Below are 24,173 nucleotides of genomic sequence, written 5' to 3'. Positions count from 1 at the left end.
GCTCAGACAGGTGCGGCCCCCAAAGGCTGAACTGCGGCGGCCTGACAGCCGCAAGCGTGTTTGACTTCCTGGGATGTCAGGGGGTGTCGTAGGGGCGAACCTTGTGTTCGCCCGTAACATTCTATGTAAAAACCTAACCGGACACTACTGGGGCAAGACCGAAGGGACATCAAGCTTCTTGGGCACGATGAACCATGTCCGAAAGGTATATCCCGCCCCTACATCTGCCCTTGCGTGCCCCGAGGCAGGCCTCCGGCCACTGGCTGGTTCTCAGAGCACAAGCGACAGGCCGTACAGGATCGCGGCGCCGCAGAACCCCATTATCCCCGTGGCCACGGTGTAGACCCGGTAGGCGGTGGGCGCCGGGATCCCGCCCATCTGCGAGACCACCCAGAAAAAGCTGTCGTTGGCGTGGCTCACGGTCATAGCGCCGCAGCCGATGGCCGTGACATCAAGGGCCGGGCCCCAGGGCGTGGCCAGCCCCAGCGCCCCCAGCAGCGGCTGGATTATGGCCGCGCTCGTGATCATCGCCACCGTGCTGCTGCCCTGGGCGCTCTTGAGCGCTGCGGCCAGGAGGAACGGCACCAGCACGCCCGCCTGCCAGCCGCCGATCAAATCCTGCAAAGTCTTGCCCAGGGCGCTGGTGCGGATCACCTGGCCGAAAGCTCCGCCGGCGGCGGTCACGGCCAGAACGATGGCGGTGGACTTGATCCCCTCGATGATCCAGCTGCCGCGCGGGTCGCTGCGCCGGGCCAACCACAGGCTGAGGATCACCCCCACGGCCAGGGCGAACACCGGGTGGCCGAAGCCCTTGAGCAGCGTTTCGGCTTTGCCCAGCTCGGCCGCTGTCTTGCCCGCCGTGATCACCGAGCCCAGGGTGATAAGAAGAAGTGGAACAACTATCGGCAGCGCGGAGCGCAGCGTGCCCGGCGCGCGGGTCTCGGTGGCGGCGGTTTGGGCCGCAGAGGGCTCATCCGCCATCTCGGGCAGTTCCGTGTTCTCGAAACGCCTGGACCACCACCAGCCGATCAGCGAAAGGGCCAGGGCCACCGGAAGGCCGAGAAGTATCACCCGCCCCAGGTCGGCGCCCAGGATCTGGGCCGCTCCGATCGGGCCGGGCGTGGGCGGGACCAGGCAGTGCGTGGAGTACAGCCCGGTGGCCAGGGCCACGGCCAGGGCCAGGCGGCTGATCCCGGTGCGGCGGGCCATCGCCCGGACCAGGGGCACCAGGATGATGAACCCCGAGTCGCAGAACACGGGGATCGAGACTATGTAGCCGGTCAGGTTGAGCGACAGCCCGGTGCGCTTCTGTCCCACCAGGCGCAGCATCGCGGCTGCGATTGACCCGGAGGCCCCGCTGCGCTCCAGGAACACCCCGATCACCGCCCCCAGTATCACCACGATCCCGATCCCGCCCAGGGTGTTGCCGAACCCGGTCTTGATCGCCTCCAGACTCCCCTCTACCCCCATCCCGGCGCTCAGCCCGAACAGGAACGCGCAGCTCAGCAGGGTCAGGAAGGCATCCGCGCGCCAGCGTCCCACCGCCAGCATCAGGGCCGCCACCAGCAGTACGAGAATCACGGCCAGGAACATTCCGCTCACATCGCACCTCGCCTTTGGGGGTTTAGGTTGCACCGGAGGCGCCTAATATAGAGGGCGCAGGCCGGGTCTGTCAACGCGCGCCGCGGCCCGGCCCGACTTGGACTCCTTCAGTCGGCCCGGCTTCCAGGTGGGCCTGGTCTCTGCCAATGTTGCAGCCATACTTTCAAAACGGCGCAACGGCTGTCATTATGGCGCAGCGCTGGGCTGGTCTGTTGGGGTTCCCTGGTGCAAACTATTGATTATAAATGTGTTATAATTTGCGGTTCACTCTGGCACGCGGGTTGCATTTTCTAAGGGGCGAAATTTGAACACGAGGACAGGGGGCCGGGGCCCCGGACAATACAAATCAACACAACACTTACAGGAGGTGTGATATGTCGAACCTGACCAGATGGCAGTCGAACCGCAACGCCTGGCCGCAGTTGCGGGAAAAGAATTACTGGACCTCTCCGTTCGCCGATTTCTTCGACCGCATGCTGGCCGTGGATGACACGCTGGCCGGTTTCCCGGTGGACCTGGTGGAGGAGGACGACCGCTATGTCCTCAAGGCCGAGTTGCCGGGAGTGAAGAACGAGGACCTGCATCTGAACGTGGAGAACGATGTCCTGACGCTCAGCGCGGAGAAGAAAGACGAGTACGAGAGCCGCGACAAGGGCCTCTACCGCCGCGAGCGCAGCTACGGCAAGCTGAGCCGCAGCTTCCAGCTCAACGGGCTGGTCAACACCGACAAGGTGGACGCCGAGTACAGGGACGGTATCCTGAGCGTGACCCTGCCCAAGCGCGAGGAAACCAAGGGCCGTCAGATCCAGGTCAAGAGCAAATAAACGGGTGCCGGACGGGTGGGGTGGCCGGGCGCCGGGGGGATTCCCCCGGCGCCCTTTTGTTTTTCCCCTGCAATCAGATATAGACAAACAATTTGAAAACACTTCAGCGGCCCCGCAGGCCGCCGTTTTTGTTTTTGGGGGCCGCGCATGTCTGAGCCTCCCGCCAGGGTAGCGTGAGGAAGTGAGTGAAAAGGCAGGGGTCTATGACTCCCCTGGAGTCTGGCGGCGATTGCGCGGCAGCGCCGCCGCTGCACCGTGGCAGCGGAATTAAGACTCCGTAAACACTTAAGATTGACGCAGAGTCGCGGTTTGGCCGAGTTTGCGGCCCCCGCTGGCTTTGCTGCTTAGGCCGAAACCAAAGCAGAAATGAGACGGTCAGCTTCAACCTGCAAGTTCCTAACCGGACATTGTTGGGCAAGACCGAAAGGACAAAGGAAAGGACGAGCAGAAGGTTAGTCGCTACGGTCGAGCTACGATGATTCCCTTAGCGGTGCGGTCTGCCTTTTGTGTCCCCGGTTTTCAGAAAATATCCCGCTGCTTGCCGCTCTATGTGTTGAATCATATTCCATGTTCAGAGCGAATGAGGTGCGCCATGCCAGACAGTATCAGCCGTAAGGAGTTCGCCCGCCGGGTATTGGCCGGAAGCGCCGCCCTGGGTCTGGCCCCGGGGATTCTCTCCGCCCGGAGCGGTTCGGCCGGGGAAACAGTCCGCGTGGGATTTATCGGCGCCGGACGCCGCGGCAAGGGCCTTCTGGCAACACTCCTGAGCCTCAAGGGCGTGGAGGTGCCGGCGATCTGCGAGATCGATCCGGAGTGCCTGGCCGGGGCGCAGAAAATCCTGGCCGCGGCAGGCAAGCCCAAGGCCGAGGAATACTCACGCGGCCCGGAGGATTACACCCGCCTGCTCGCCCGCACCGACCTTCACGCGGTCATTATCGCCACCCCCTGGGAGTGCCACACCCCCATGGCGGTGGCCGCGATGAAAGCCGGCAAATACGCGGGGGTGGAGGTGCCGGCCGCGATCACCACCGAGCAGTGCTGGGAGTTGGTCCATACCCACGAATCGACCGGTGTGCCCTGCATGATGCTGGAGAACTGGAGTTTCCGCCGCGACAATCTGGCCGTGCTCAACATGCGCCGTCAGGGCCTGTTCGGCGAGATCGTGCACTGTCATTGCGCCCACTCGCACGACTGCATCGCGGAATGGTTCTTCGAGCCGGACGGCTCAATCCGCTGGGGCGGCGAGTACTTGGTCAAGCGCAACTGCGACCAGTACCCCACCCACAGCCTGGGCCCGGTCATAAGCTGGCTGGACATCGGCTGCGGGGACTGGTTCGCCACCCTGGCCTCCACGGCCACGCGCTCCTCCGGGATCAACGACTATTTCATCCGCAAGTACGGCCCCGAGCACCCCAACGCCAAGCGGGTCTACAAGCAGGGCGACATTGTCACCTCGGTGATAAAGACAGTCAAGGGCAGCACCATAGTGATCAACTACGATATGCAGTTGCCCCGCCCGTATGACAACCGCTGGCTGCTCCAGGGCACGTTGGGGGTTTACAACGAGCAACGCAATGCGCTGTATCTGGACGGCCGCAGCCCGAAGGAATTCGAATGGGAATCGTTCGACCCCTACCAGCAGAAATTCGAGCATGCCTGGTGGCGCGCCATGGCGGCAGAGGCCGGGGCGGCCAGCCACGGTGGGACGGATTACCTGGAGCTGCAGAAATTCGTCGAGGCGGTGCGTGACGGGAAGCAAACACCAATAGATGTATATGACTCGGTGGCCATGAGCTGCGTGGTGGGACTGAGCGAGCAGTCGATCCAGGCCGGGGGCGCGCCTGTGGCGGCGCCGGATTTCAGCGGCGGCCGCTGGAAGACCAAAGCGCCCGCGTTCGCCCTGGAAGCGTGAGGCAATACGTTCGCAATTAAGCGTAAAAAGGGGCGGACCCATGGGTCCGCCCCTTTTGTTTCGACCCTTCTCAGCCTCAGGAGCCGCAGTCCGGCAGCACCTCCGCCGGTGCGCATTCCTGAGCGCCGGCAGGCTCCGGCTGCACCGAGCTGTCGCTCAGCAGCGGCAGGGCGACAATCAGCCCGGCCAGGGCGGCCACCGCCCCGATCACGAACACCGAGCGGTAGCCCAGCAGCCCGGCCACGAACCCGGTGCTCGGGCCGGTCAGGCCGGAGGCGATGTCCTGGAAGGCGGCGAAAGCCCCCAGGGCCGAGCCGCGGCTCTCCAGAGGAGTCCGGCGGATTGCCTCCACTCCCAGACAGGGAAAGATCATCGAGCAGCCGAAACCGGTCAACGCGGCCCCGCTGAGCGCGGTAAACGCGCTCGACGCCCCGGCCATGACCGCCTGGCCCAGGGCCTCGACCACGAAAAAGCCCAGGACCACTCTCGCCCCGCCGAAACGGTCCGGCAGGTTCCCGAACAGAAGGCGCGCCAGGATGAACGCCCCCCCGAACGCCGACAGGCTGATCCCGGCCCCGCTCCAGTCCTGCGCCGTGAAATACAGGGAGACAAAGGCCCCGATCCCGGCGAAACCCACCCCCTGAAGGCCGAGGGCCACGCCGGGGCGCCAGATCAGCCGCACCACCCGGCGGAACGGGACTGTCGCACCCGGCACAGTCCGCGCCCTGGGAACAAAAAACGTGACCGCAAGGGCCAGCAGCGGCAGGAGGGTGACCGCGAGTCCCACGCTCCTGAAACCGTAGCGGTTGGAGAGCGCAAGGCCCAACGGCGCTCCGGCCGCCAGGGAGCTGAACACCGCCATCCCCACCCACGACATCACCTTGCCCGAGCGCGCCCGCCCGGACAAGGCCACACCCCAGCTCAGCAGCCCGGTCAGCATCAGCGACTCGCCGAAACCCAGGGCGATCCGTCCCAGCCACAGCACGGCCAGCTTGGCGTGCGGTCCGCCGGGGAACCAGGCCGCGACCTGGTAGGTCGCTCCGGCCAGGGCGCAGGCAGCGAGCCCGCGCATCACCGATACATGCCCGCCCACGCGGTCGGCGGTGGTTCCGGCCAATCTGCGGGTGACGACGGTGATGAAAAACTGGAGGCCCATGGTCAGGCCTACAATCAAATCGGAGAACCCGAGTTCATGACGCACCAGGATCGGGATCACCGGCAGCGGCATGGCTATGGTGAGGAAACCCAGGAATATGGTGACACACAGCAGCAGTATCGGGATGTTGTCGAAATGAGATTGTGCGGGATGCGCCTTGGACGGACTCACTTGAAGCCTTCTCCTTACATGCGGGGCGTCTAACTCACGGAGAAGGCTGTCCCCAACGCGCCCTCTCCCTCCGGCCGGGCGGAATGCTCCCGCCGCCGGAATCATTGGACGCGTTGGCTCACGTTAACGCTTACGCCGGCTATCGAATCCGCCGGGACAACAGCAACAAATTTATAACCGCCCCCACCGAATGTCAAGCCCGGGGGGCCCACCGGCGGGATCACTGTAACCGAACCCGTTGTCCCTCAGTTAGACTGTGTATGGCCGGAATTGCCCGGCCCAAGGAGAGATGACCCATGCGAGCCGCCTTATTGCCGTTCCTGTCCGCCCTGGCCCTGGGCCTGGCCGCCGCCTGCGGCGGCGGGAGCGACGCCAGGCAGTCCACCGAGCCGCGCGACATGGACCCGGTGGAAATCAACGAGTACGAGGGAGCGAAGCTTTCCAGTTTCAGCAATTTCCGCGAGAACTCAATCCTCGGCCCCCAGCACGTGGACACCAGCACCTACCGCCTGGCTGTGGACGGTCTGGTGGAGCACCCGCTGAACCTCACTTTCGACCAGGTGAAAGCCCGTCCCGCGTTCCGCAAGGTGACCGACCTGCATTGTGTTGAAGGCTGGAAGGTGAAAATCCTCTGGGAGGGGTTCAAGCTGCGCGACCTTCTGGCCGAGGCCGGGCTGAAACCGGGGGCGAACTACGTGGTGTTCCGCGCGGTGGACGGCTACTACACCTACCTGTCGCTCAATTATGTCACCGTCCATGATCTGCTGGTGGCTTGGAACATGAACGGGGTGCCGCTCAAGCCGCAGCTTGGGTATCCGCTGATGCTGGTGGCCGAGGACAGGTTGGGCTACAAGTGGTGCCGCTGGATCAACCGGATCGAGGTGACAGATTCAACCGGCGCGCGCGGCTACTGGGAGAACCAGGGCTACCCCAAAAGCGGCGACCCGGCGGAGTGGTTCAGGTGATCATTTGTTTCTTACTGCATTTCCCCTGCCTGCCCCCCACCTCGGTTATCTCCGCGTCGGCCAAAACATTACCACGGGCGAACACAAGGTTCGCCCCTACAGCAGGAGGAGTTGCTTTGAGGACAAATCACGCATCATAGATACTGTCCGATTTATGGTTATACATTCGAGCCTGTCGTAGGGGCGAACCTCGTGTTCGCCCGTTTGCTATCTCTTCTCATGCCTGCTTACCATTCGCCTCCCCCACCACCCTCCTCTTCAGCTCCTCCACCTCCGTTATCCCCTCCTCGATCTGTATCCGGTAGGCCTCCTCCAGCACCTGGCCCAGGCGCGGCCCCGGCTCTATCAATCCCAGCAGGTGCCGCCCCTTTAGCAGCGGCTTCTCCGGCTCGCGGCTCACCCGCGCCCGCTCGCTCATCTCGCGGAACCAATCAACCATCGCGAACTCCCGGGTCAGCGGCGCGCCGCCCGCCGGGTTGGTCCCCCGGCCATCCGCCAGGGCCAGCGCGGCCAGAAGCTCCAGGTCGGCCTCCGGGGCGAGCTTGAGCGCCAGGCGCTTGAACGCTTTCTCCGAGGACTGGTTCTGGTGGAACTGAAGGGGTTTCATGTGCTGGGCGATCAGCTTTGTCGCGCCCTCGGCCACGCGCTGCGAGCGCAGCAGGCCCCGCAGGAACGGCCCGGCCAGACTCTCGCTCTCGCGGTCGTGCTCCGGGCTGCGAATGTGGCCGCCCTCCTGGCGGGTGGTGAGCGGCTTGCCGCAGTCGTGCAGCGCCGCGGCCCAGAGCAGCATCAGGTCGCGCCCGCGCTCGCCTGTGCGCAGCGCCGCGGCGGCGTCAACCACCTGCAACGTGTGGGTCCAGACCTCCCCCTCCGGGTGCCAGTCCGGGTCCTGGGGCGTGACCGGCGTGTCGGCGAGCGGCGGAATCACCTCGGCCAGACGGCCCACGCGCCGCACCCAGGCCAGGCCCAGGCTTGGGCGGGCGGCCTCCAGCCACAGACGGTTGAATTCCTCCTCCACCCGCTCGCGGGCCACGGTGTGTATCTCCATCCCGGCGCAGATAGAGTCCAGCTCCGGGTCCGGGGTCATCTGAAGGCGCGCGCCAAGCTGCATCACGCGGTAGAAACGCAGCGGGTCCTCCACGAACAGCGACCGGTCCGGTATGCGCAAAACGCCCTTTTCCAGGTCCGCCTGTCCGCCCCAGGGATCGACCAGCTCGCCGGTGAGGACATCCCTCAGCAGGGCGTTCACTGTGAGGTCGCGCCTGCGGGTGGCCTCGCGGTAACTCAGGCGCGGGTTTATCGCCACGCGGGGGTGACGGCCCGCGCTGTCGCGCCGGGGCAGGGTCCAGTCCACCTCCAGCGAGGCTGCGCGCAGCACCCCGAACTGACGGCCGACCAAATCCACCCGCCCCGCGGTGGACAGTATCTCGGTCAGGGTGTCGGGATCCAGGCCGTAGACCTCGATATCGATATCCTTGGGCTCGCGGCCCAGCAGGCTGTCCCGGACATAGCCGCCCACGAAAAAGGCCCGCCCGCCGGACTGTGCTATCCGCTCGGCCAGGCCAGCTATGCGGCGCAGGGTTTCCTCGCTCATTTGCATGAAGTCTTAAAAAACCTCAATGTGCATTGTTCTATGTAGGGGCAGGCCCCTGTGCCTGCCCTGTCTCATTCAGGCGGCCACGGGGGGCCGCCCCTACATTCCTCTTGCCTTATCGTTCCAAGCGGACCCGGCAGCGAGATGTACTGAATCTCGGCCCGTGAAACATGAACCGCGGCGTGCCACCTCAGCCGAAAATATCCTGCCGCAGGCTCTGGTACTCGTCGAAAAAGCTGCGCTGTTCCAATATCAGGATGAGATAGCAGGAAAAGGCCACCGCGCCCAGGATCGCCAGCATTATCATCAGTTGGTAGCGGATCGCCTCCAGGGGCGAGACCCCGCCCAGGATCTGGCCGGTCATCATGCCGGGCAGGAACACGATCCCCATACCGCTCATCGAGCTGAGCGTAGGGAGCAGCGCGGCCCGGAACGCCGAGCGCAGCATCGGCGCGGCGGCCTCGCGGGCGGTGGCCCCCAGGCTGAGGCGTGTCTCCACCACGGCGCGTCGGTCGCGCACCTCGCCGAAAAAACGCTCCAGGGCCAGGGCGCAGCCGCTCATCGAGTTGCCGACAATCATCCCGGCCAGGGGGATGAACCAGCGCGGCTCGTACCAGGGCCGCACCCGGATCACGAACAGGGCGGTGAACGCGGTGACAAGCCCCACCCCGGCCAGTATCGCCAGGAACAGCTTCCAGGTGAACCCGCTCAGGGCGATCCCGGTGCGGGCGATCACCGTGCGCGCCGCGAAATAAACCATCGCCAGGAACACCGCAATCACCACGTACCAGAGCGACAGGCCGAACAGCCAGTTGAGCACGTAGCCCACGGCCAGCAGTTGAAGGCTCATGCGCAGGGTGGAGACCAGAAGGTCGCGCCCCACGCCCAGGCGCTTACGCCAGACAATCAGCCAGACCGGCAGGATGAGTGCGTACCCGGCAGCCAGGCCCCAGAGGCTTATCTCGTAGAATCGGGCGTTCACTGGCGCACCTCCAGGAACTGCCGCAGCTCGCTGTCCGTGAGGCCGTGGGCCACGCGTTCCAGCCGTCCCCCGCGCAGCAGGAACTGGGTGACGGTGCGGTCGATCAGGGGTTTGGAGTGGGTGACCAGCACCAGGTTCAGGCCGGGCCAGATGCGAGAGAGGTTGTCGAACACGCGCTCGGCGGTGACAAGGTCCAGGGCGGAGGTGGGCTCATCCAGCAGAACGGCCTGCGGCTCCAGGGCCAGGGCCCGGGCGATAGCCACGCGCTGTTTCTCGCCCCCGGACAGGCGGGCGCTGTCGCGGTCCAGGATGTCGCTGGGAAGCTCGACCGCGTCCAAGAGAGTGTCCAGACGCTCCCCGGCGGGCGGCGCTGCGCCCTCCGCGGCGGCGAAACTGAACGCCTCGGCCAGGTCCTCGCGCACCGTGCGGCCGAGCAGCACCGGCTCTTGCATGACCAGCGGCAGCCTCCGCCGCAGGGCGGTCACGCTGTGGCGCTCAGGAGGCGCCCCCTGGATGAACAGACTGCCAGCCGAGGGTCTAAGCAGCAGTGAAAGGACTTTTAGCAAGGTGCTCTTGCCCGAGCCGCTCGGTCCGCTGACCGCGCTCCAGCTCCCGGCGGGCAGGCTGAACCCGATCCCGCTCAGGAGCCTTTTCCCACCGGCCCCGCTCACCTCCACCCCTTGCAGCTCGAACAGCGGGGAGTCTGTCATTCAGGCCAGCCCATCGAGACGGTGACGCATGCGCAGGCGCTTGTTGTCATCCACCTGGCCGCAGACAATCAGGGTGTCGCCGGGATGAAACTGTTCCTCCGGTTCCTGGAGCAGACGGCAGATTCCCTCGCGGCAGAGGCCCAGGATACGCACGTTGAACTGGGAGGAGATTTCCGCGGCGCTGGACTGGTGCGCCAGGCAGACCTGGTCCAGACGGTGCTGCTGGTGGATCATGCCGCTCAGCACGCGGTTGGTCAGGCGGCTGGTCACCTCGCGCAGCATGCGCGCCGCCCCCACCCGTCCCACGAACACCGGCACCGCGCCGATCCGATGGTAATGCTGCTCCATGTCGTCATCCACCGCCCGGACCACCCGGTGCACCGTGGTCCCGACAAAATCCAGGCCGATGGCGAAATTGATCTCATCCGCCGGGGTGACAATCGCCACCCCGTCATACTCGTCCATCCGGTAGTTCTCCGGGTCGCCGTTACCCACCACCCAGTGGGTGGCAGTGTCGCCGTGCAGACGGCGCAGTTGCTCGATCTTGGAGGCATCCGGCTCGACCAGGGTCAGTTCGCGCCGCGTGGCCAGAATCTCCGCTATCACCGCCTTACCGATTGTCCCGCCGCCCAGCACCAGGAAACGGTCGCTGCGGCAGGGCATCCAGACCGCCTCCATCCTGGCCGGCAGCGGGTCGGAGCATTCCCCCTCGCGGCGCTCCAGGGTCAGGCATTCCAGTCCGGCGTACTCGCGGGCGCTGAAATCCATTTGTCCGTTTTGCACCGTGGCCAGGATAATTCCGCCGTGCGGCTCATCCGGCGCGCGCAGCCTGAATTCGAGCGCGCTGTCATTCGGGAAGACGAAACGGTCCAGGAACTCGGTCACGTGGGGGCGGATCAGGGTGGAGACTATTTTCAGCCCACTCATTAAGTGTGGCGCTATCGGCTCCACACCGATACGCTTGAAACGTGGCAGGACCGAGGGGTCGCCCGAGAACGAGCTTATCACCCGCACCCGGTTTTCGAGCATCGCCCCGAGCAGGATGTTCTTCTCGTCGTCCTTGAACAGCGTGTAGGCCCCGGCCGCGACCTCGGGGCGCAGAAGGTCGACCGTTTCGGTGCTGAACGGCTTTTCCGGGATGTATTTCAGGTCCTTGTAGCGCTCCCGGAACGCGGTGACCAGCTTACGGTCGTCGCTGACCAGAAAAAAATCGTGGCTGCCGCCCAGGCCCTGGATGATCTTGTTGATCAGCTCATGGTCATCCCCGAAGATCAGAAGGTGCCCGCTGGAGCGGCTTACCCGTCTTTTCATCCGCTCGATCTGCTTGCGGTTGAACACCTCATCCACCACGAAACGGGCGTAGATGTGGGCGCTCAGTACGATGTAGCGGGTGAGCAGGAACGCGCCGATCAGGATGGTCACCAGGCGGATGATCTGGGTGCCGGCGAAGCCCTCGTCCGAGTAGCCGATAGTGGCGAAAGTGATCCAGACGAAATACAGGCATTCGACAAGGGTGCGCGGGGTGCCCAGTCCGATCTGGACCAGGTAGTAGACAAGCCCGAAAACGAGGAGGATTACCGCGAAGCTGAACAGGAGGATGGTGAACAGGCTGAACGTTTCGGCGATCTGCGCGCGCTCGTCCCAGAAAAGCCGCAGACCGTGTTCCCAGATTTTCCGTATCCGGCTCTGTTTCATCAATCCGGAGTCCTTTTCTTTTTCAAAGCCGTTTCAGATTTTCGCTTCCAGGGTTTTGAAAAAGTCAGCCAGGTCCAGGTTGCCGCCGCTGACAATAACACCCACGCGGAGGTTCGCCCCCCCGGTCACCCGTCCGGCCAGCAGCGGGGCCAGGGGCACAGCCCCCGAGGGCTCGACCACCAGCTTCATCCGCTCCCAGAGGAAACGCATGGCGTCGAGAATCTCCCACTCGCTCACCCGCTCTATTCCCTCGACCAGGGAGCGGATCACCGGGAAAGTGAGGCTTCCCAGCGAGGTGCGCAACCCGTCGGCGATCGTGTTGGGGTCCTCCTGCGGAATGATCCGTCCCGCCTCGAAACTCTTGAAAGCGTCATCCGCACCCAGAGGCTCCACCCCCAGTACACGGGTTTTCCTGTTCAGGCCCCGGGCCGCCACTGCGCTTCCGCTCAGCAGTCCGCCCCCGCCCACCGGCGTGAGCAGGATATCCAGCGGCCCGGCCTCCTCGATCAGCTCGAGGGCGGCGGTCCCGGCCCCGGCCATCACCCGCTCGTTGTTGTAGGGGTGCACCAGGGTCAGGCCCCGCTCGCGGATAAGCTGGTCGGTGGTGCTTTCGCGCGCGATCAGGTTGTTCTCGCATATCACCACCTCGGCGCCGTAGCCGCGCACTGCCTCCATCTTGACCGAGGGGCTGCCCGCGGGCATCACGATCACGGCTTTCACCCCGGCGATCCGGGCGGCCAGGGCCAGGGCCTGGGCGTGGTTGCCGCTGGAGTGGGTCACCACCCCGGCTTTGCGTTCGGCGGGCTTGAGCTGAGAGACCGCGTTGTAAGCGCCGCGGAACTTGAACGCCCCCACACGCTGGAAATTCTCGCATTTCAGGAACAGCCGACAGCCGCAGCGCAAGTCCAGTGTCCGCGAGGTCAGCACCGGGGTCCGGTTGGCCGCTCCGGTCAGCCGCGCGGCGGCTTGCTTGATATCATCCAGGGTCAGCATTTGTATTCTCCAGCTCAAAGTCGAAAGCCACAGCTTTGCCCGGACAGCCCCGGCGTTCCGGGAGCGCTGAATCCGGCAGCGTTTGTATCAATATTAGCACTCGATTCCCGGGTTGTAAACAGATGAACGAAAAACCAGGGTTTTAGGCTTGCATCCCTCCGACTCTCGCTGTAATTTCTGGTTCGTTCATTATCCAGGAAAAGGCTGACGACCCTCAACACATTCTCCAGTCACGCAACAGAAGCGGGAGGCCGGATTGAGCCAGGAAACAGGCAACCTCCAGGGTGATTCCCTGGATTCCTATGGCTACAAACAGGAGTTCAAGCGCGTGCTCAAGCTACGCCACCTGGTAATGTACGGGCTGGCTTATGTGACCCCCACCGCTCCGTTCCCGATGCTGGGCATCGTGGCTATCGCGACGCTGGGGCACCTGGCCTCGGTCTACATCGTGGCCCTGTTCGCCCTTATCTTCACCGCCACCAGCTACGGCAAGATGGCGGCCCGTCACCCGATAGCCGGCAGCGCCTACTCCTACTCCACCAACGCGATCCATCCGCACATTGGGTTCATCGTGGGCTGGGCCCTGTTCCTGAGTTATCTCCTTCTGCCTCTGCTTAGCGTTATCGCCGCCCGCGACCTCTGCCTCCAGATCTGGCCCTCCATACCAAGCTGGTACTGGATCGTGTCGTTCGTGGTGGCGATGACAGTGGTCAATTTCTTCGGGATCAAGGTGACCGCCTGGGCCAACACCCTGATGACCGGGGCGATGATCCTGGCGGCGATCCTGTTCGTGATCCTCGCGATCGTGGCCCTGAACCACGGCGTGGGCGCCGGGACGCTCTGGTCCACGCTGCCGTTCTACAATCCGGGCACTTTCAGTTGGAACCTTCTGATGGCCGGCACGGCCACGGCGGTGTTCTCGTACGTGGGGTTCGATGGTGTCTCGACTCTGGCCGAGGAGGTGGAAAACCCGCGGGTTAACATCGGCCGGGCCACTGTCTGGGTGGCGATCCTCTGCGCCGTGATCTTCGTCACCGTGGCCTACCTGGCCCAACTGGTCTGGCCGGACTACAGCGCCCTGCCGCGGGATGTCGGCGCGGTGCTGATAATCTCGCAGGCCATCGGCGGAGCCGGGTTCAAGATGTTCATTTTCTTCATCATGATCGTGGCCGGGCTGTCCTGCGCCCTGGCCGGCGAGGTCTCGGCCGCCCGCCTGCTGTACGGCATGGGCCGCGACGGTGTGCTGCCACGAAAGTTTTTCTCGTACGTGAGCCCCAAGTACCAGATACCGACCTACAACCTGCTCCTGATCGGCGTGGTCTCGCTGATCCTGGCTTTCCGGCTGAATTTCGAGATCGCGGCCCAGGTCCTCAACTACGGGGCGTTCATCGGGTTCTTCTCGGTCAACCTGAGCGTGATCTGTGAATACGCCATCCGCAGACGGCCCGAGGAATTCGGCCTCTGGGAGGTGGTGCGGTTCGTCCTGATGCCGCTTATGGGCATGCTGGTCATCGGCTGGGTCTTCGTGAACCTCGACCGTACCGTTATCAAGTATGTCAGTTACTGGATGCTGGCCGGATTCGCCTGGTATTTGATAATCACGCGCGGGCTCAGGCGCAGCCTGAAGCTGAAACTCGAGTAGCTACCCGTGGGTTGGTTCGGCCGGAAGCCTCCCGGGCCTTGCGTTCCGGGAGGCTTTCGTATATGGAGATAGTATGATGGGATTGCTGCCTGTCCTTTTTATCGCGGTCGGCCTGGCGATGGATGCGCTGGCCGTGGCGGTGGGCCTGAGCCTTCGTATCCGCTGGCAATCACCGCGCCAGTTTTTCCGCCTCTCGTTCCATTTCGGCCTGTTCCAGTTCCTGATGCCCCTGATCGGCTGGCTGGCCGGGGCGAAGCTCCAGCGCTGGATCGAGCCGGTGGACCACTGGGTGGCGTTCGTCCTTCTCGGGGTGATCGGGCTGAAAATGGTCCACGAGTCTTTCGGCTCACATGAGGAGCCGGCCGGGATGGGCGATCCGACCCGTGGGCACTGGCTGATCCTGCTGGCCGTGGCCACGAGCATCGACGCACTGGCGGTGGGAGTGAGCCTGCCGCTGATCACGAGCAACATCTGGAGCGCGGCCCTGATCATCGGGCTGGTGGCGGCGGGCCTGACCCTGGCCGGGATGTATTTCGGCAACCGGATCGGCGCCGGGCGCGCCCGCTGGCTCGAGGTGGCCGGGGGGGTGATCCTGATCGGGATCGGGCTGAAGATACTTGTCCAGCACCTCGGCCTGGCTTTCGGTTAATCAAGCCCCGGCTTGAAGGCAGGACATTCTCAGTTCCTGAACCAGCGACTCCTGTAACACACCTGCTTAGCGGCCGGCCCCTGTGCCTGCCGACTTTTTATCCGGGCGGCCACAGGGGGCCGCCCATGCTTTTTATCATCACAACCTGATTGCCACCAGTGTCACTCCCCGCCCGAAAGCAGCTTCAGCAGGCCCAGCAGGTCGAATATATCGGTCTTGCCGCTGCCGTCCACATCCGCGCAAGCGCCGCCCTCTTTCGCTCCGGACAGCACTTTCAGCAAATCCAGCAGGTCGAACACTGTCCGTCGGCCGTCCCCGTCCAGGTCCCCGCTCAGGGCGCACCAGCGCGACACCCCCAGGCTGACCGGCGCGCTCTGCGCCAGGACGGCCCGTCCGCTCAGGTCGAGCGGGGCGAGGTCGCCGCTCAGGCTGAGCAGGCCCAGGTCCAACTGTACGCTGTCGCGAGCGCTGCGGCTGACCGGCCGGAATGTCAGGCGGAACAGGCTGTCCCGGGTCACCGCGCCGTCCCGCCGCGTGCCGCTGACCACCAGAAGCCCCTGGCCTGCCAGGCGGGTGTCCACGTGCAGGCGCGGGTCAGCCTGGGGATGGCCGAGGGAGTCCAGGCGCAGCTCGGGCCGGAGGGCCTCGGCCGGGAACTGCAAGCTGAACGAGAACTCACTCAGCGCCTCGGCGGAGGCGCTCAGGTCGGCCTGGAGCGTGTAGACCAGGCTGTCTGTGACCACACCCTCGGCTGGCTCCACCGCGGCGGCCAGCCGCACCGAATCGCGGCTGACCCCGAGCGCCTGACGGACCGCCCCCACAGCGTTGGCCCGTCCGTAGCCGAACAGGTTGTCGGGCAGGGCGCCGGTGGCGCTGTCGGAGGTGGCGGTTTCGGTCAGGATTTTGCGCAGGGCGGTGACGCCCAGGTTCGGCGCGGCCTCGAGCAGAAGCGCGCAGAGGCCGGCCACGTGGGGCGCGGAAAAGCTGGTCCCCTGGCTCACCGCGTGGACCGAGTCGGGGGTGACCAGCAGGTACGGATAGGCTGCCTGCGGGCTGGAGAAGATCGAAAGCGGCTCGCCCACCGGGTCGGCGGCCCGGCTCAGGGCTGAGACCACCCACAGACCGGGCGCGCAAAGCTCCGGCTTGAGCACCCCCTTGCGGTTGGGCCCGGCGCTGCTGAACGGGGCCAGACGGCCAAGCTCGGGCCGCTCGCGCAGCGCCGCCCCGCTTCCCCCCGGCGGGTCGAGCGTGGTGTAGTCGTCCCGCGCCACGTAGGCTCCCACCGCAATAATGTCCGGATGCGCGGCCGGCGATTCCACGGTGCCCGACTCGGTGTAGTAGTTATTGAACGCCGCCCGCATCCAGTTGGTCCGGTCCAGATAGGCGTCGAAACCGCCCTTGACCGCGCGCAGGCCGATTTTCCAGACCCCGGCGCGGATCGGCCTGAGAGTCGAATCCGGTTCGGAGCTGACCCAGCCCGGGTCGAGAAGGGCCACCGAGACCAGACGGTTGTTGTTCTGTGGTTCCGGGCCGTGGTAGGCGTTGACAACGCTGAACAGCCCATCCGGCGTGGCGATGGCCCAGTCGGTCATGGCGAAGCCGTTGTTGAAGGGGCCGTAGACACTGTCCGAGGGTGTGACCACGGTCACTGAGACACCTGGGTGGTTGTCGCTCAGCCAGGCCTCGAAAAGCACCTGGTCCATGTTGCTCTCGGCCCCGCCGCTCACGTTTATCTCCAGCCAGGCCACGCTGTCCGGCTCCTGGGTGAAATCCCCCGCCGCGTGGACCCGGTCGTAGCGGGAGTTGCCGGCCGAGGCCACCACTGCGCGCCCGGTCTTGCCCGACCCAACCAGCGCGGCGATATACTCGTCCAGCGCATCGGTGCCGTCATGCGCCCCCAGGTTCCCGCCCAGGCTCAGGTTGAGCACGTAGGGACGTTTGAGGGCCCGGGCCACGGAGTCCACGAACCAGACGCCGTTCATGATATTGGCATCGGTCAGGCCCGAATCGCGCGGGGTGGCTGTGACTTTGACGAAGACAATGTCCGCGCCGGGGGCCACCCCGCCGTAGGTCATCTGGCTGCCGGCCCCCCGGTAGGCGGAGCCGGCCGCGATGGCGGTCACGTGGGTGCCGTGGCCGATATAGTCCTGCTCGCGGATAACGCCGTCCCCCTTGATCGCGCGCTCGATCATCCCGCGGCTGTACAGGAGGCTGCCGAACGGCCCGCGGTCGCCCAGCTCGCCGGATTGCCTGTTCTTGAGCGAATCGCTCAGGTCCAGGATGTACATGATCCGGCTCCCGCCGCTGGGCTTGAAGAAATCCGGGTGGCTCCAGTCGATGCCCGTGTCGAGCACGCCGACTATAACCCCCTTGCCGGTCACGCCCAGCCGGGGTTGGACCCGCTCGGCGCGGATCGAGGCCAGGCCCAGGTCATCGGTCGGATGGTAGGTGCGGGGCAGACTGATACGGGCGACCGCCTCGCTCGAGGCCACAGTCTCCAGGCTCTCCAGGCTCAGCTCGGCCACGGCGATCCGTCCGCTGCGGGTCAGGACAGTCAGTCCCTCGGGCGGTTGCGCCTGCTCATCGGCAAAACGCACCACCACCCGCTGGCTCTCCCGGGCCGCGCTCAGGCGCGTGGACGGTGAGCGCATGGCCCCGGCCCAGCGCAGCCCCAGCCGCGGGTCGACCTTGGCCCGCCAGAGAGTGTCCGGGGATTGGGCGTATATTGCAACTGTGAACAAAGACAGGAACGACAGGATTGCGGGGGGCCGGAGAACTGTTTGCAGCGCTCTGCCAAGGCGCATGAATGACTCCGGGTGGTGGAGGTGAATATTATGCAGCCCCGATTTGCACTAAATCATTGTACACCGTTTCAAAGAAAAAGGTAGCGAAAAACGAAAATCGAGCCCAAGGCATAGATCAGCCAGCTCACCTGTTTCCCGCGGCCGCTTGCCAGGTGCAGCAGCGGGTAGCTGACAAACCCCAGCGCCAAGCCGTCCGCTATGCTGTAGGTCAGTGGCATGCCCACCACCACCAGCACGCCGGAGACCCAGGTCTGCCAGGAATGGCCGCGCAGACGCCCCAGCGAGCGCAGCATCATGGCCCCCACGATGATCAGGGCGGCCGCGGTGACCGGATAGAGGGTGATACCGCTGGCGGTGGTCACACCGCTGCCCACGCTGGAGGCCAGCGGGGAGAAGAACGTGGCCAGCAGGAAAAAGGCGGCGCAGACCACGGCGGTAAGTCCGGTGCGCCCGCCAGCCTGCACCCCGGCCGCGCTCTCGATGTAGCTGGTCACCGTGCTGGTGCCCAGCAGCGCCCCGGCCGCGGTGCCCACAGCGTCCGACAGCAGGGCCTGCCTGGCGCGCGGCAGACGGCCATCCGGGCCGGTAAGTCCCGCCTGCTCGCTCACCCCGACCAGCGTGCCGATCGTGTCGAACAGGTCCATGAACAGGAACACCAGCACCAGCGGGAACAGTTTCCAGGTGAAAAGCCCGCCCAGCTCAAGCTTGAACAGGGTCGGCCGGATGTCAGGCGGGACGGCGCACAGCCCGTGCCACTGCATCAGGTCCAGCGCATAGGCCACCGCCCCCGCGGTCAGCATGCCCAGCAGCAGCGCACCGCGCACCCGGATCCACAGCAGCAGAACGCTGGCCGCCAGGGCGGTCAGGGCCACCAGGTGCACCCGGTCCAACCCAGGGAACGGGCCGTAGACCCGGAACAGGTCGACCAGGGCCGCGAAATTGCCGCGGGTGAACAGGCTGGGCAGTCCCTCCGGGGCGAGCAACCGGCTCCAGAGCGCCTGGTCGCGCACCAGCACCCCGGCGTGCCCCAGCCCGATCACCAGGATGAACGCCCCGATCCCGGCGGTGATCGCCTGGCGCAGCCCGTCCGGGATCGCATCCAGCACCATCTCGCGGATATTGAAGCAGGAGAGCAGGATGAAGATCACCCCGCTCAGGAACACCATCCCCAGGGCGTTCTGCCAGGGGACGCCCAGCCCCAGGACAATCGTGTAGATGAAAAAGAAATTCTCCCCCATGCCCGGGGCCAGGGCCACCGGATAGTTGGCCCAGAGACCCATCACCAGACTGGCCAGAGCCGCGCTCAGACAGGTGGCCATCAGCACCGCGCCGAAATCGATCCCGGCCTGGGCAAAAAGCGCGGGCTGCACCACCACGATATAGGACATGGTCATGAACGTGGTGGCCCCGGCCAGCACCTCGGTGGATACGCTCGTACCGTGCTTGCTTAGCTGGAACAGTCTTTCGAGCATGTCTGGGGTCCTCATCGGATGGGTCGCTGGTCGATCAGGCCCGTCCGGCCAGGTCGTCCCGCCCGAGCAGACGGTCGAGGCGGGCCTTTTCCCGGCGCAGACGGAGGGTGCGCCGCTGGCTCAGGTTGACCTTGCCCGGCGGCAGCCCCTTGGGTTTGGAGACATACTTGCACAGGGTGTAATCCACATCCGCCGAATCCGCCTCTTTCTGGTCGCTGTAGAAAAGCGCCAGGTGGGCGGCATCCAGCAGGGCTTCTTCGGTGAACGCGCTCTCCTTGTCGCAGCGCAGAATCACGTGGGCCCCGGCCGCACCGGCCACGTGCAGCCAGAGGTCGCGGCCGTGGCCGTGACGGAACGTGAGCTGGTCATTGTCCTTGCCGCCGCGCCCGACCAGGATCGCCGCGCCGTCCGCCGAGACGAACTCGCGGTAGGGCAGCCGCGGGGCGTCCTGGGCCGCCTTGCGGGCGGCTTTCGCGCCAGAGGGCCGGGCCAGGTTCAACGCGGCCAGGACCGCCTGAAGCTCTTCGGCGCTCTCCAGTGTTTCGATCTTTTCCAGGGCCGCGCCCAGGGGTGCGCGCCGTCCGGCGATGGTTTCGATCTGCTTCGCGGCGAACTCGGCCCCGGCGGTCAGCTTGCGCGCACGCTTGAAATAGCGCTCCAGGTTGTCCCGCGGCGAAAGGGCCGGATCGAGCTCGATATCGCGCATGGCCATACGGTCGTGGCGGTAGAAATCCGGCAGGCGCACCCGGTCCTGGCCCCGTCGCAGGCTGTTGAAATGGGCGGCCAGTATCTCGCCGCACTCGCGCAGCCGGTCGGCCTGGGCCGCAGCCTCGATCTTGCGGCGGAAATCCCGCTCCAGGGCCTCCAGACGGCCCAGCTCACGGCTCACCGCGCGACGGGCCTCCTGGCGTGCCTGCTCCAGGACCGCCGTGGCCGCCGATTCCTCCAGGGCGAGCTGCACCGCGCTGTTGTAATCGGGCAGGCCGCGGGAGGCGCGCAGCTCCTCCAGCGCGTCGGACTGTTCGAGGGCCTGGCCGGGCTTGCCCGGCGGCGCTGGAGTGAATGCGCTGCCCGGGAAATTCCTCCGCTTGCGCGCCGGGCCGGGGTGCAGAAGGGCCAGGACAGTCCCCTCCGGGTCCAGAAGGTAGCAGTCCGCCGCGGCGGAAAACAGCTCCAGCACCAGGCGGCGCTCCAGCGGGGCGCCGGGATGCGCGGCGAAATCGAGGCTCAGGATCCTCTCGTGGGGAGTCTGTTCCAGGTGGACCAGGCTTTTACCGGTCAGGTCGCTGCGCAGCTTGTCGCAGAACTGCGGGGCCTCGGACGGCGCCGGTCCGAGCCGGCTGTCGCTCAGGTAGAGGCCGCACGCGCCGGGGGTGGTGACAACAGTCAGGAAACGGGTCAGGCCGGCGGCGTATAGCTCGAGCTGGAAATGCCACTGGTCGGGTTGCCAGACCTTGCGCACCCAGCCTCCCGCGACCCGTGGACCGGTCTCGGCCAGCAGGCGTTCAATCTGCATGTGGTTCATCGACATCGTTTACCTGTCATCTTTCTTCGCGGCGCAAAAGCTCGCGCCAGGTTTTCTCGAAATCCTCGGCCTGCAGAAGGATTGTCTGCGCCCGGGTGATATCGGCCGCATCGTAGACTATGGCTTTCCCCTCCGTGAGGGGGCTGAGCTTGTCCAGGCGCACCGCCCCGGAGGCGGCCAGCTCTTGGAGCTTCAGGATCGCGTCTTTCACGCCCCAGCCCAGGCCGTTCACTATCTCTTTGACGTAGCGGTCGAAATCGTAATGGCAGCGTCCGGCCGCATCCCGCGGCAGGCGTCCGCACTGGTTTTTCAGGTAGTACAGCGCCTCGCGCGCCCGCTCCGAGAGCACGGCGAACTTGCGCCCCGGCGGCGGGAACCCCGGGATGTGCGCCAGGCGCTCGGTCAGGAACTCGACGAAAGCGGTAAGCTGCTCGGGCTCATCCACGAAAAGCGCACTTTCCTCGGGCCGCTCCCCCGCCTCGATCCGGATGAGGCCGCTGCCAGCCAGGTCACGCACCGCCTGCTCGATCCGCTCCTCGGAGAAAGCCAGCACCCGGCACAGCTCCAGGAGGGTCTCGCGGTAGCCCAGCACGCACCCGCTCCCGGCGGCGGTCCCGCGCGTGGCGGCCAGCCAGGTCAGGATACGGCAGATACTGTAGAGCAGACGCTCGCGCAGCGACAGGGCGCTCACCTGACGGCTGGTGTTGCGCAACCGCTCGCTGAGCGAGGAAAACAGCGGACGCACCTCGCGCGGGATGCTCTGCATGATCGTATTGAAACGCCGGGCGTCGATCACCGAAACCCGGGTCGGCTCCAGCGCGGTGGCCGTGGCCGAGCGCGGGCTGCCGTCCAGCAGCGACATCTCGCCGAAAATGCTGCCCGGCCCCAGGCGCACCAGCACCACCGGCTGGCCCTCGATGCGCTTGGTCACCTCGACCAGGCCGCTCAGGATGATGTAAGCAGAATCGCCGGGCGCGTTCTCGCGCAGGATCACCTGCCCTGGCTCGTACTGTTGGATGTTGGAGTTCTCAGCCATCGTTCAATCCACGCTCTGGCAGTCCGCTGCGGCTTTCACTGCCCGTCCCCGGGCAACGGCTCAGACAGGAGCGGCTTCACGATCGCGGTCCAGCGGGCATACCCGTCCGCGTTCAGATGCAGCCCGTCCTCCTGGTACAGCGAAACGTCCGGCTTGCCGTCCGGGCCCAGCAGGGTCGTGGCCACGTCCACGTAGAACACCCGCTTTTCCCCCTCGCAGTACCCGCGGATGAGCGCGTTGGCTTTCTGTATCTTGTCCCAGAGCTTCCAGCGCGCCGTGCTGGGCTTGATCGAGAGGAAATAGACCGGCTCGCCCGGGATCGAGGCGCGCAGGCGCTCCACGAAGGCGCGGAAATCGGCGGCCACGGTCTCGGGGCTTTTGCCGCTCGCGATATCGTTGTCACCGGAATAAATCACCACGCGCGAGGGCATGTAGGGGATCACGATCCGGTTGGCAAAGTAGGTGGCCTCATCGATCTGGGAGCCACCGAACCCGCAGTTGATCACCTTGAGCGGGGCCATGTCCTGTTCCAGCGAGTCCCAGCCGTGGACACTCGAGCTGCCGGTGAACACGATCACGCCCGGCGCGGGGAAACCGTTCTCACGGCTGCGGGCCTCCAGCCCGCGGATGTCCTTTTCCCAGCGCTCGAAACGTTCCTGCTGCCCGGACAGGCCGGACTGACACAGCATCACCCCCAGGGCCACGCCCAACAGCAATTTCCCGAAACCGTGCCTTAACATTGTGCACTCCCTCGTGCGAATGGTCCTCAACCGGCTGTGGAACTGATTGTACTCTATCTCGCAATTCGTTGCGGACAACCTGTCTCACCCGTTCAGCGCAGACGGATGCGGCTCAGCGTGTACCAGCCGTCCTCGTCCCGTCCCGCGTTGGCCAGGCGAATGGCCGGCTTGCCGGAATAGGGATCCAGCAGGGCCAGGGCAAGCTCGTACTCGCCGGAGGGCATGTCGGCCGGCAGGACCACGCTCGACTGGAGCGGCACCGGGCCGGGCAGCCAGCCGGTAATGTCCACGTCCGTGGGCACCTCCCAGGTCCCGCCGGTGGACACGTTGCGCAAGCGCAGGGCCAGGGTGTGACGCAGATAGCAGGGGGCCACGCCCTGGTTCTCCCAGTCCATGTCGAACATGAAAGTGCCGCCTGGGGCCAGACGGTTGGGGTGGCGCAGGCGGACCAGGCGGAAACGGTAGCCCATCTTTTTCTCGAACTGCTGCACCTTGGGCCACCAGGCCTCCGGCACCGACTCGGAGCCGTTGTTGAGGATCGAGACGTGCCAGTCGAGGGCTGCGGTGAGGATGCTGTCCACGTCCCAGCCCTTGTCGTACCAGTACTGCATGGTCCAGCAGGTCTCGAAGACCACCGGGGCGTGTTTCCAGACCTCTCCGGCGTTGGCGCCGGCCAGGGCCTGGGGATAGAAATCCTCCATATGGTTCCAGTCCTCCCGGAACCCGCCCATGTCACCCAGACAGTCGGCGCGCCAGCCGGCGCCGTGCTCCACGGCGTAACCCAGGCCGAAACCGGCGCCGATCAGCATGATGAGCGGGGTCTTGTGGAAGCTGTTCAGGTACATGTCGATCACTTTCGCCTGGGTGGAGTCATCCGGCATCTCCATCCCGGTGCCGCCGGTGTGCCACTCGCCCCAGCGGCCCACGGAGCCGATGTCCACGCAGTCCACATCCGGGTGCCCGTCGTAGCGCGCCCCCAGTGCGGCGATGAATTTGGCGTGCTTCTCCAGGAACACCGGGTCGTTGTAGTGCGGCTGCCAGTTTTTGGGATCGTCCTGGTATTTCTGCCCCTTGGCCCCGGCCCGGCGCACCCAGTCCGGCACGTGCATCACCCCGTTCTGGCACATCACCCGGAAATTGAGGCGCTGGCCGTTGGCATGGGCCTGGGCCAGCAGGCTGTCGATCATGCGGAAATCGATCCGCCCCTCCTCCGGCTCCAGCTCGTCCCAGTACCAGCGAAACTGGGCGATGGTGCATTTCGGGTGCAGGATTCCCTCCAGACCGTCGTTGAACAGGTGCGTGGTGGCGAAACCGCGCCCCGGGTTGAGCAGGGTCTCATCCGACTGCGCCGGCTCCACCACAGCGGCTTTCAACGCGGCGCAGGCCAGCAGCGCGGCTGTCAGCATAATAAACGCACAATACACCGTTCGCTTACCCAACGGTCCGGCCTGCGGCATTCGGCGCCCCCTGTGGTTTGGCATTCCTTTTCACACTCTGAAACGGTTGGCTCCGGTATCGGTTCTGGAATATCGCACATCCTCCGCTTTCAGACAAGTCTGATTTCATCTGCGCCGTCTGCACCGGGTTAGGCCGGTCGGCCCGCAGAGCCTGGACACGGCTTTCAATTAATTATTTCCGCACCGGATTCCCGGTTTACATAATCGTTTTCTTAATTGAATCTTGACAGAAAGGTGTGTATAT

General features: G+C 65.3%; 18 protein-coding genes. 5 read left to right on the top strand and 13 right to left on the bottom strand.

Annotated features, from left to right (window positions below; translation table 11 throughout):
* Nucleotides 1-270 precede the first annotated feature (270 nt).
* Nucleotides 271-1,593: a GntP family permease gene (locus tag LLH00_11785; GenBank protein ID MCE5271947.1), complete on the bottom strand. Its 1,323-nt coding sequence runs from the start codon at nucleotides 1,591-1,593 to the stop codon at nucleotides 271-273.
* A gap of 383 nt (nucleotides 1,594-1,976) precedes the next feature.
* Between LLH00_11785 and LLH00_11780 the strand changes: the two genes are divergently transcribed.
* Both LLH00_11780 and LLH00_11775 read left to right on the top strand, forming a co-directional pair.
* A complete protein-coding gene (locus tag LLH00_11780) occupies nucleotides 1,977-2,426 on the top strand; it encodes an Hsp20/alpha crystallin family protein (protein ID MCE5271946.1) in 450 nt (149 codons plus the stop codon).
* A gap of 592 nt (nucleotides 2,427-3,018) precedes the next feature.
* Entirely contained in the window at nucleotides 3,019-4,338 is a 1,320-nt protein-coding gene (locus LLH00_11775) for a Gfo/Idh/MocA family oxidoreductase (GenBank protein MCE5271945.1), read from the top strand.
* A 76-nt stretch (nucleotides 4,339-4,414) separates the two neighbouring features.
* Here LLH00_11775 and LLH00_11770 read toward each other — a convergent pair whose 3' ends face one another.
* On the bottom strand, nucleotides 4,415-5,665 hold the full coding sequence (locus LLH00_11770) for an arabinose transporter (GenBank protein ID MCE5271944.1): 1,251 nt from the start codon (nucleotides 5,663-5,665) through the stop codon (nucleotides 4,415-4,417).
* 296 nt (nucleotides 5,666-5,961) lie between these two features.
* Between LLH00_11770 and LLH00_11765 the strand changes: the two genes are divergently transcribed.
* Entirely contained in the window at nucleotides 5,962-6,630 is a 669-nt protein-coding gene (locus LLH00_11765) for a molybdopterin-dependent oxidoreductase (protein MCE5271943.1), read from the top strand.
* Nucleotides 6,631-6,847: 217 nt separating this feature from the next.
* On the opposite strand, the gene LLH00_11760 is transcribed toward LLH00_11765, so the two are convergent.
* From LLH00_11760 to LLH00_11740, 5 genes are all read right to left on the bottom strand, one after another.
* Nucleotides 6,848-8,224 carry an HD domain-containing protein gene (locus tag LLH00_11760; protein ID MCE5271942.1) on the bottom strand — a complete coding sequence of 459 codons (1,377 nt, stop codon included), beginning with the start codon at nucleotides 8,222-8,224 and terminating at the stop codon, nucleotides 6,848-6,850.
* A 190-nt stretch (nucleotides 8,225-8,414) separates the two neighbouring features.
* On the bottom strand, nucleotides 8,415-9,206 hold the full coding sequence (fetB, locus tag LLH00_11755) for an iron export ABC transporter permease subunit FetB (protein MCE5271941.1): 792 nt from the start codon (nucleotides 9,204-9,206) through the stop codon (nucleotides 8,415-8,417).
* The gene (locus tag LLH00_11750; GenBank protein MCE5271940.1) at nucleotides 9,203-9,916 is read right to left on the bottom strand and encodes an ATP-binding cassette domain-containing protein; all 714 of its coding nucleotides are present in this window, start codon (nucleotides 9,914-9,916) and stop codon (nucleotides 9,203-9,205) included. The genes fetB and LLH00_11750 overlap by 4 nt, the downstream gene beginning before the upstream one ends.
* The gene (locus tag LLH00_11745; GenBank protein MCE5271939.1) at nucleotides 9,917-11,611 is read right to left on the bottom strand and encodes a potassium channel family protein; all 1,695 of its coding nucleotides are present in this window, start codon (nucleotides 11,609-11,611) and stop codon (nucleotides 9,917-9,919) included. It lies immediately after the preceding gene.
* Between the two features lie 33 nt (nucleotides 11,612-11,644).
* The gene (locus tag LLH00_11740) at nucleotides 11,645-12,604 is read right to left on the bottom strand and encodes a pyridoxal-phosphate dependent enzyme (protein ID MCE5271938.1); all 960 of its coding nucleotides are present in this window, start codon (nucleotides 12,602-12,604) and stop codon (nucleotides 11,645-11,647) included.
* A gap of 256 nt (nucleotides 12,605-12,860) precedes the next feature.
* On the opposite strand from LLH00_11740, the gene LLH00_11735 reads away from it, so the two are divergent.
* Both LLH00_11735 and LLH00_11730 read left to right on the top strand, forming a co-directional pair.
* Nucleotides 12,861-14,246 (top strand): APC family permease, encoded by a 1,386-nt coding sequence (locus LLH00_11735; protein MCE5271937.1) that lies wholly within the window; start codon nucleotides 12,861-12,863, stop codon nucleotides 14,244-14,246.
* A gap of 76 nt (nucleotides 14,247-14,322) precedes the next feature.
* Nucleotides 14,323-14,895 (top strand): manganese efflux pump MntP family protein, encoded by a 573-nt coding sequence (locus LLH00_11730; GenBank protein MCE5271936.1) that lies wholly within the window; start codon nucleotides 14,323-14,325, stop codon nucleotides 14,893-14,895.
* A gap of 161 nt (nucleotides 14,896-15,056) precedes the next feature.
* Here the strand turns inward: LLH00_11730 and LLH00_11725 are convergent, their stop codons facing one another.
* The 6 genes from LLH00_11725 to LLH00_11700 form a co-directional block, all read right to left on the bottom strand.
* Nucleotides 15,057-17,699: a S8 family serine peptidase gene (locus LLH00_11725; GenBank protein MCE5271935.1), complete on the bottom strand. Its 2,643-nt coding sequence runs from the start codon at nucleotides 17,697-17,699 to the stop codon at nucleotides 15,057-15,059.
* 68 nt (nucleotides 17,700-17,767) lie between these two features.
* On the bottom strand, nucleotides 17,768-19,171 hold the full coding sequence (locus LLH00_11720) for an NCS2 family permease (protein ID MCE5271934.1): 1,404 nt from the start codon (nucleotides 19,169-19,171) through the stop codon (nucleotides 17,768-17,770).
* A 34-nt stretch (nucleotides 19,172-19,205) separates the two neighbouring features.
* A complete protein-coding gene (locus LLH00_11715) occupies nucleotides 19,206-20,696 on the bottom strand; it encodes an NFACT RNA binding domain-containing protein (protein MCE5271933.1) in 1,491 nt (496 codons plus the stop codon).
* A 16-nt stretch (nucleotides 20,697-20,712) separates the two neighbouring features.
* A complete protein-coding gene (locus LLH00_11710) occupies nucleotides 20,713-21,732 on the bottom strand; it encodes a Crp/Fnr family transcriptional regulator (GenBank protein MCE5271932.1) in 1,020 nt (339 codons plus the stop codon).
* A 35-nt stretch (nucleotides 21,733-21,767) separates the two neighbouring features.
* On the bottom strand, nucleotides 21,768-22,472 hold the full coding sequence (locus LLH00_11705; GenBank protein MCE5271931.1) for a GDSL-type esterase/lipase family protein: 705 nt from the start codon (nucleotides 22,470-22,472) through the stop codon (nucleotides 21,768-21,770).
* 92 nt (nucleotides 22,473-22,564) lie between these two features.
* Nucleotides 22,565-23,878 (bottom strand): DUF4832 domain-containing protein, encoded by a 1,314-nt coding sequence (locus LLH00_11700; GenBank protein ID MCE5271930.1) that lies wholly within the window; start codon nucleotides 23,876-23,878, stop codon nucleotides 22,565-22,567.
* Nucleotides 23,879-24,173: the final 295 nt, after the last annotated feature.

It is taken from the genome of bacterium, from assembly GCA_021372515.1.
GTDB lineage: Bacteria > Gemmatimonadota > Glassbacteria > GWA2-58-10 > GWA2-58-10 > JAJFUG01.
Note: the sequence above shows the minus strand (reverse complement) of the source record. Positions and strands in the feature narration are given on the sequence as shown.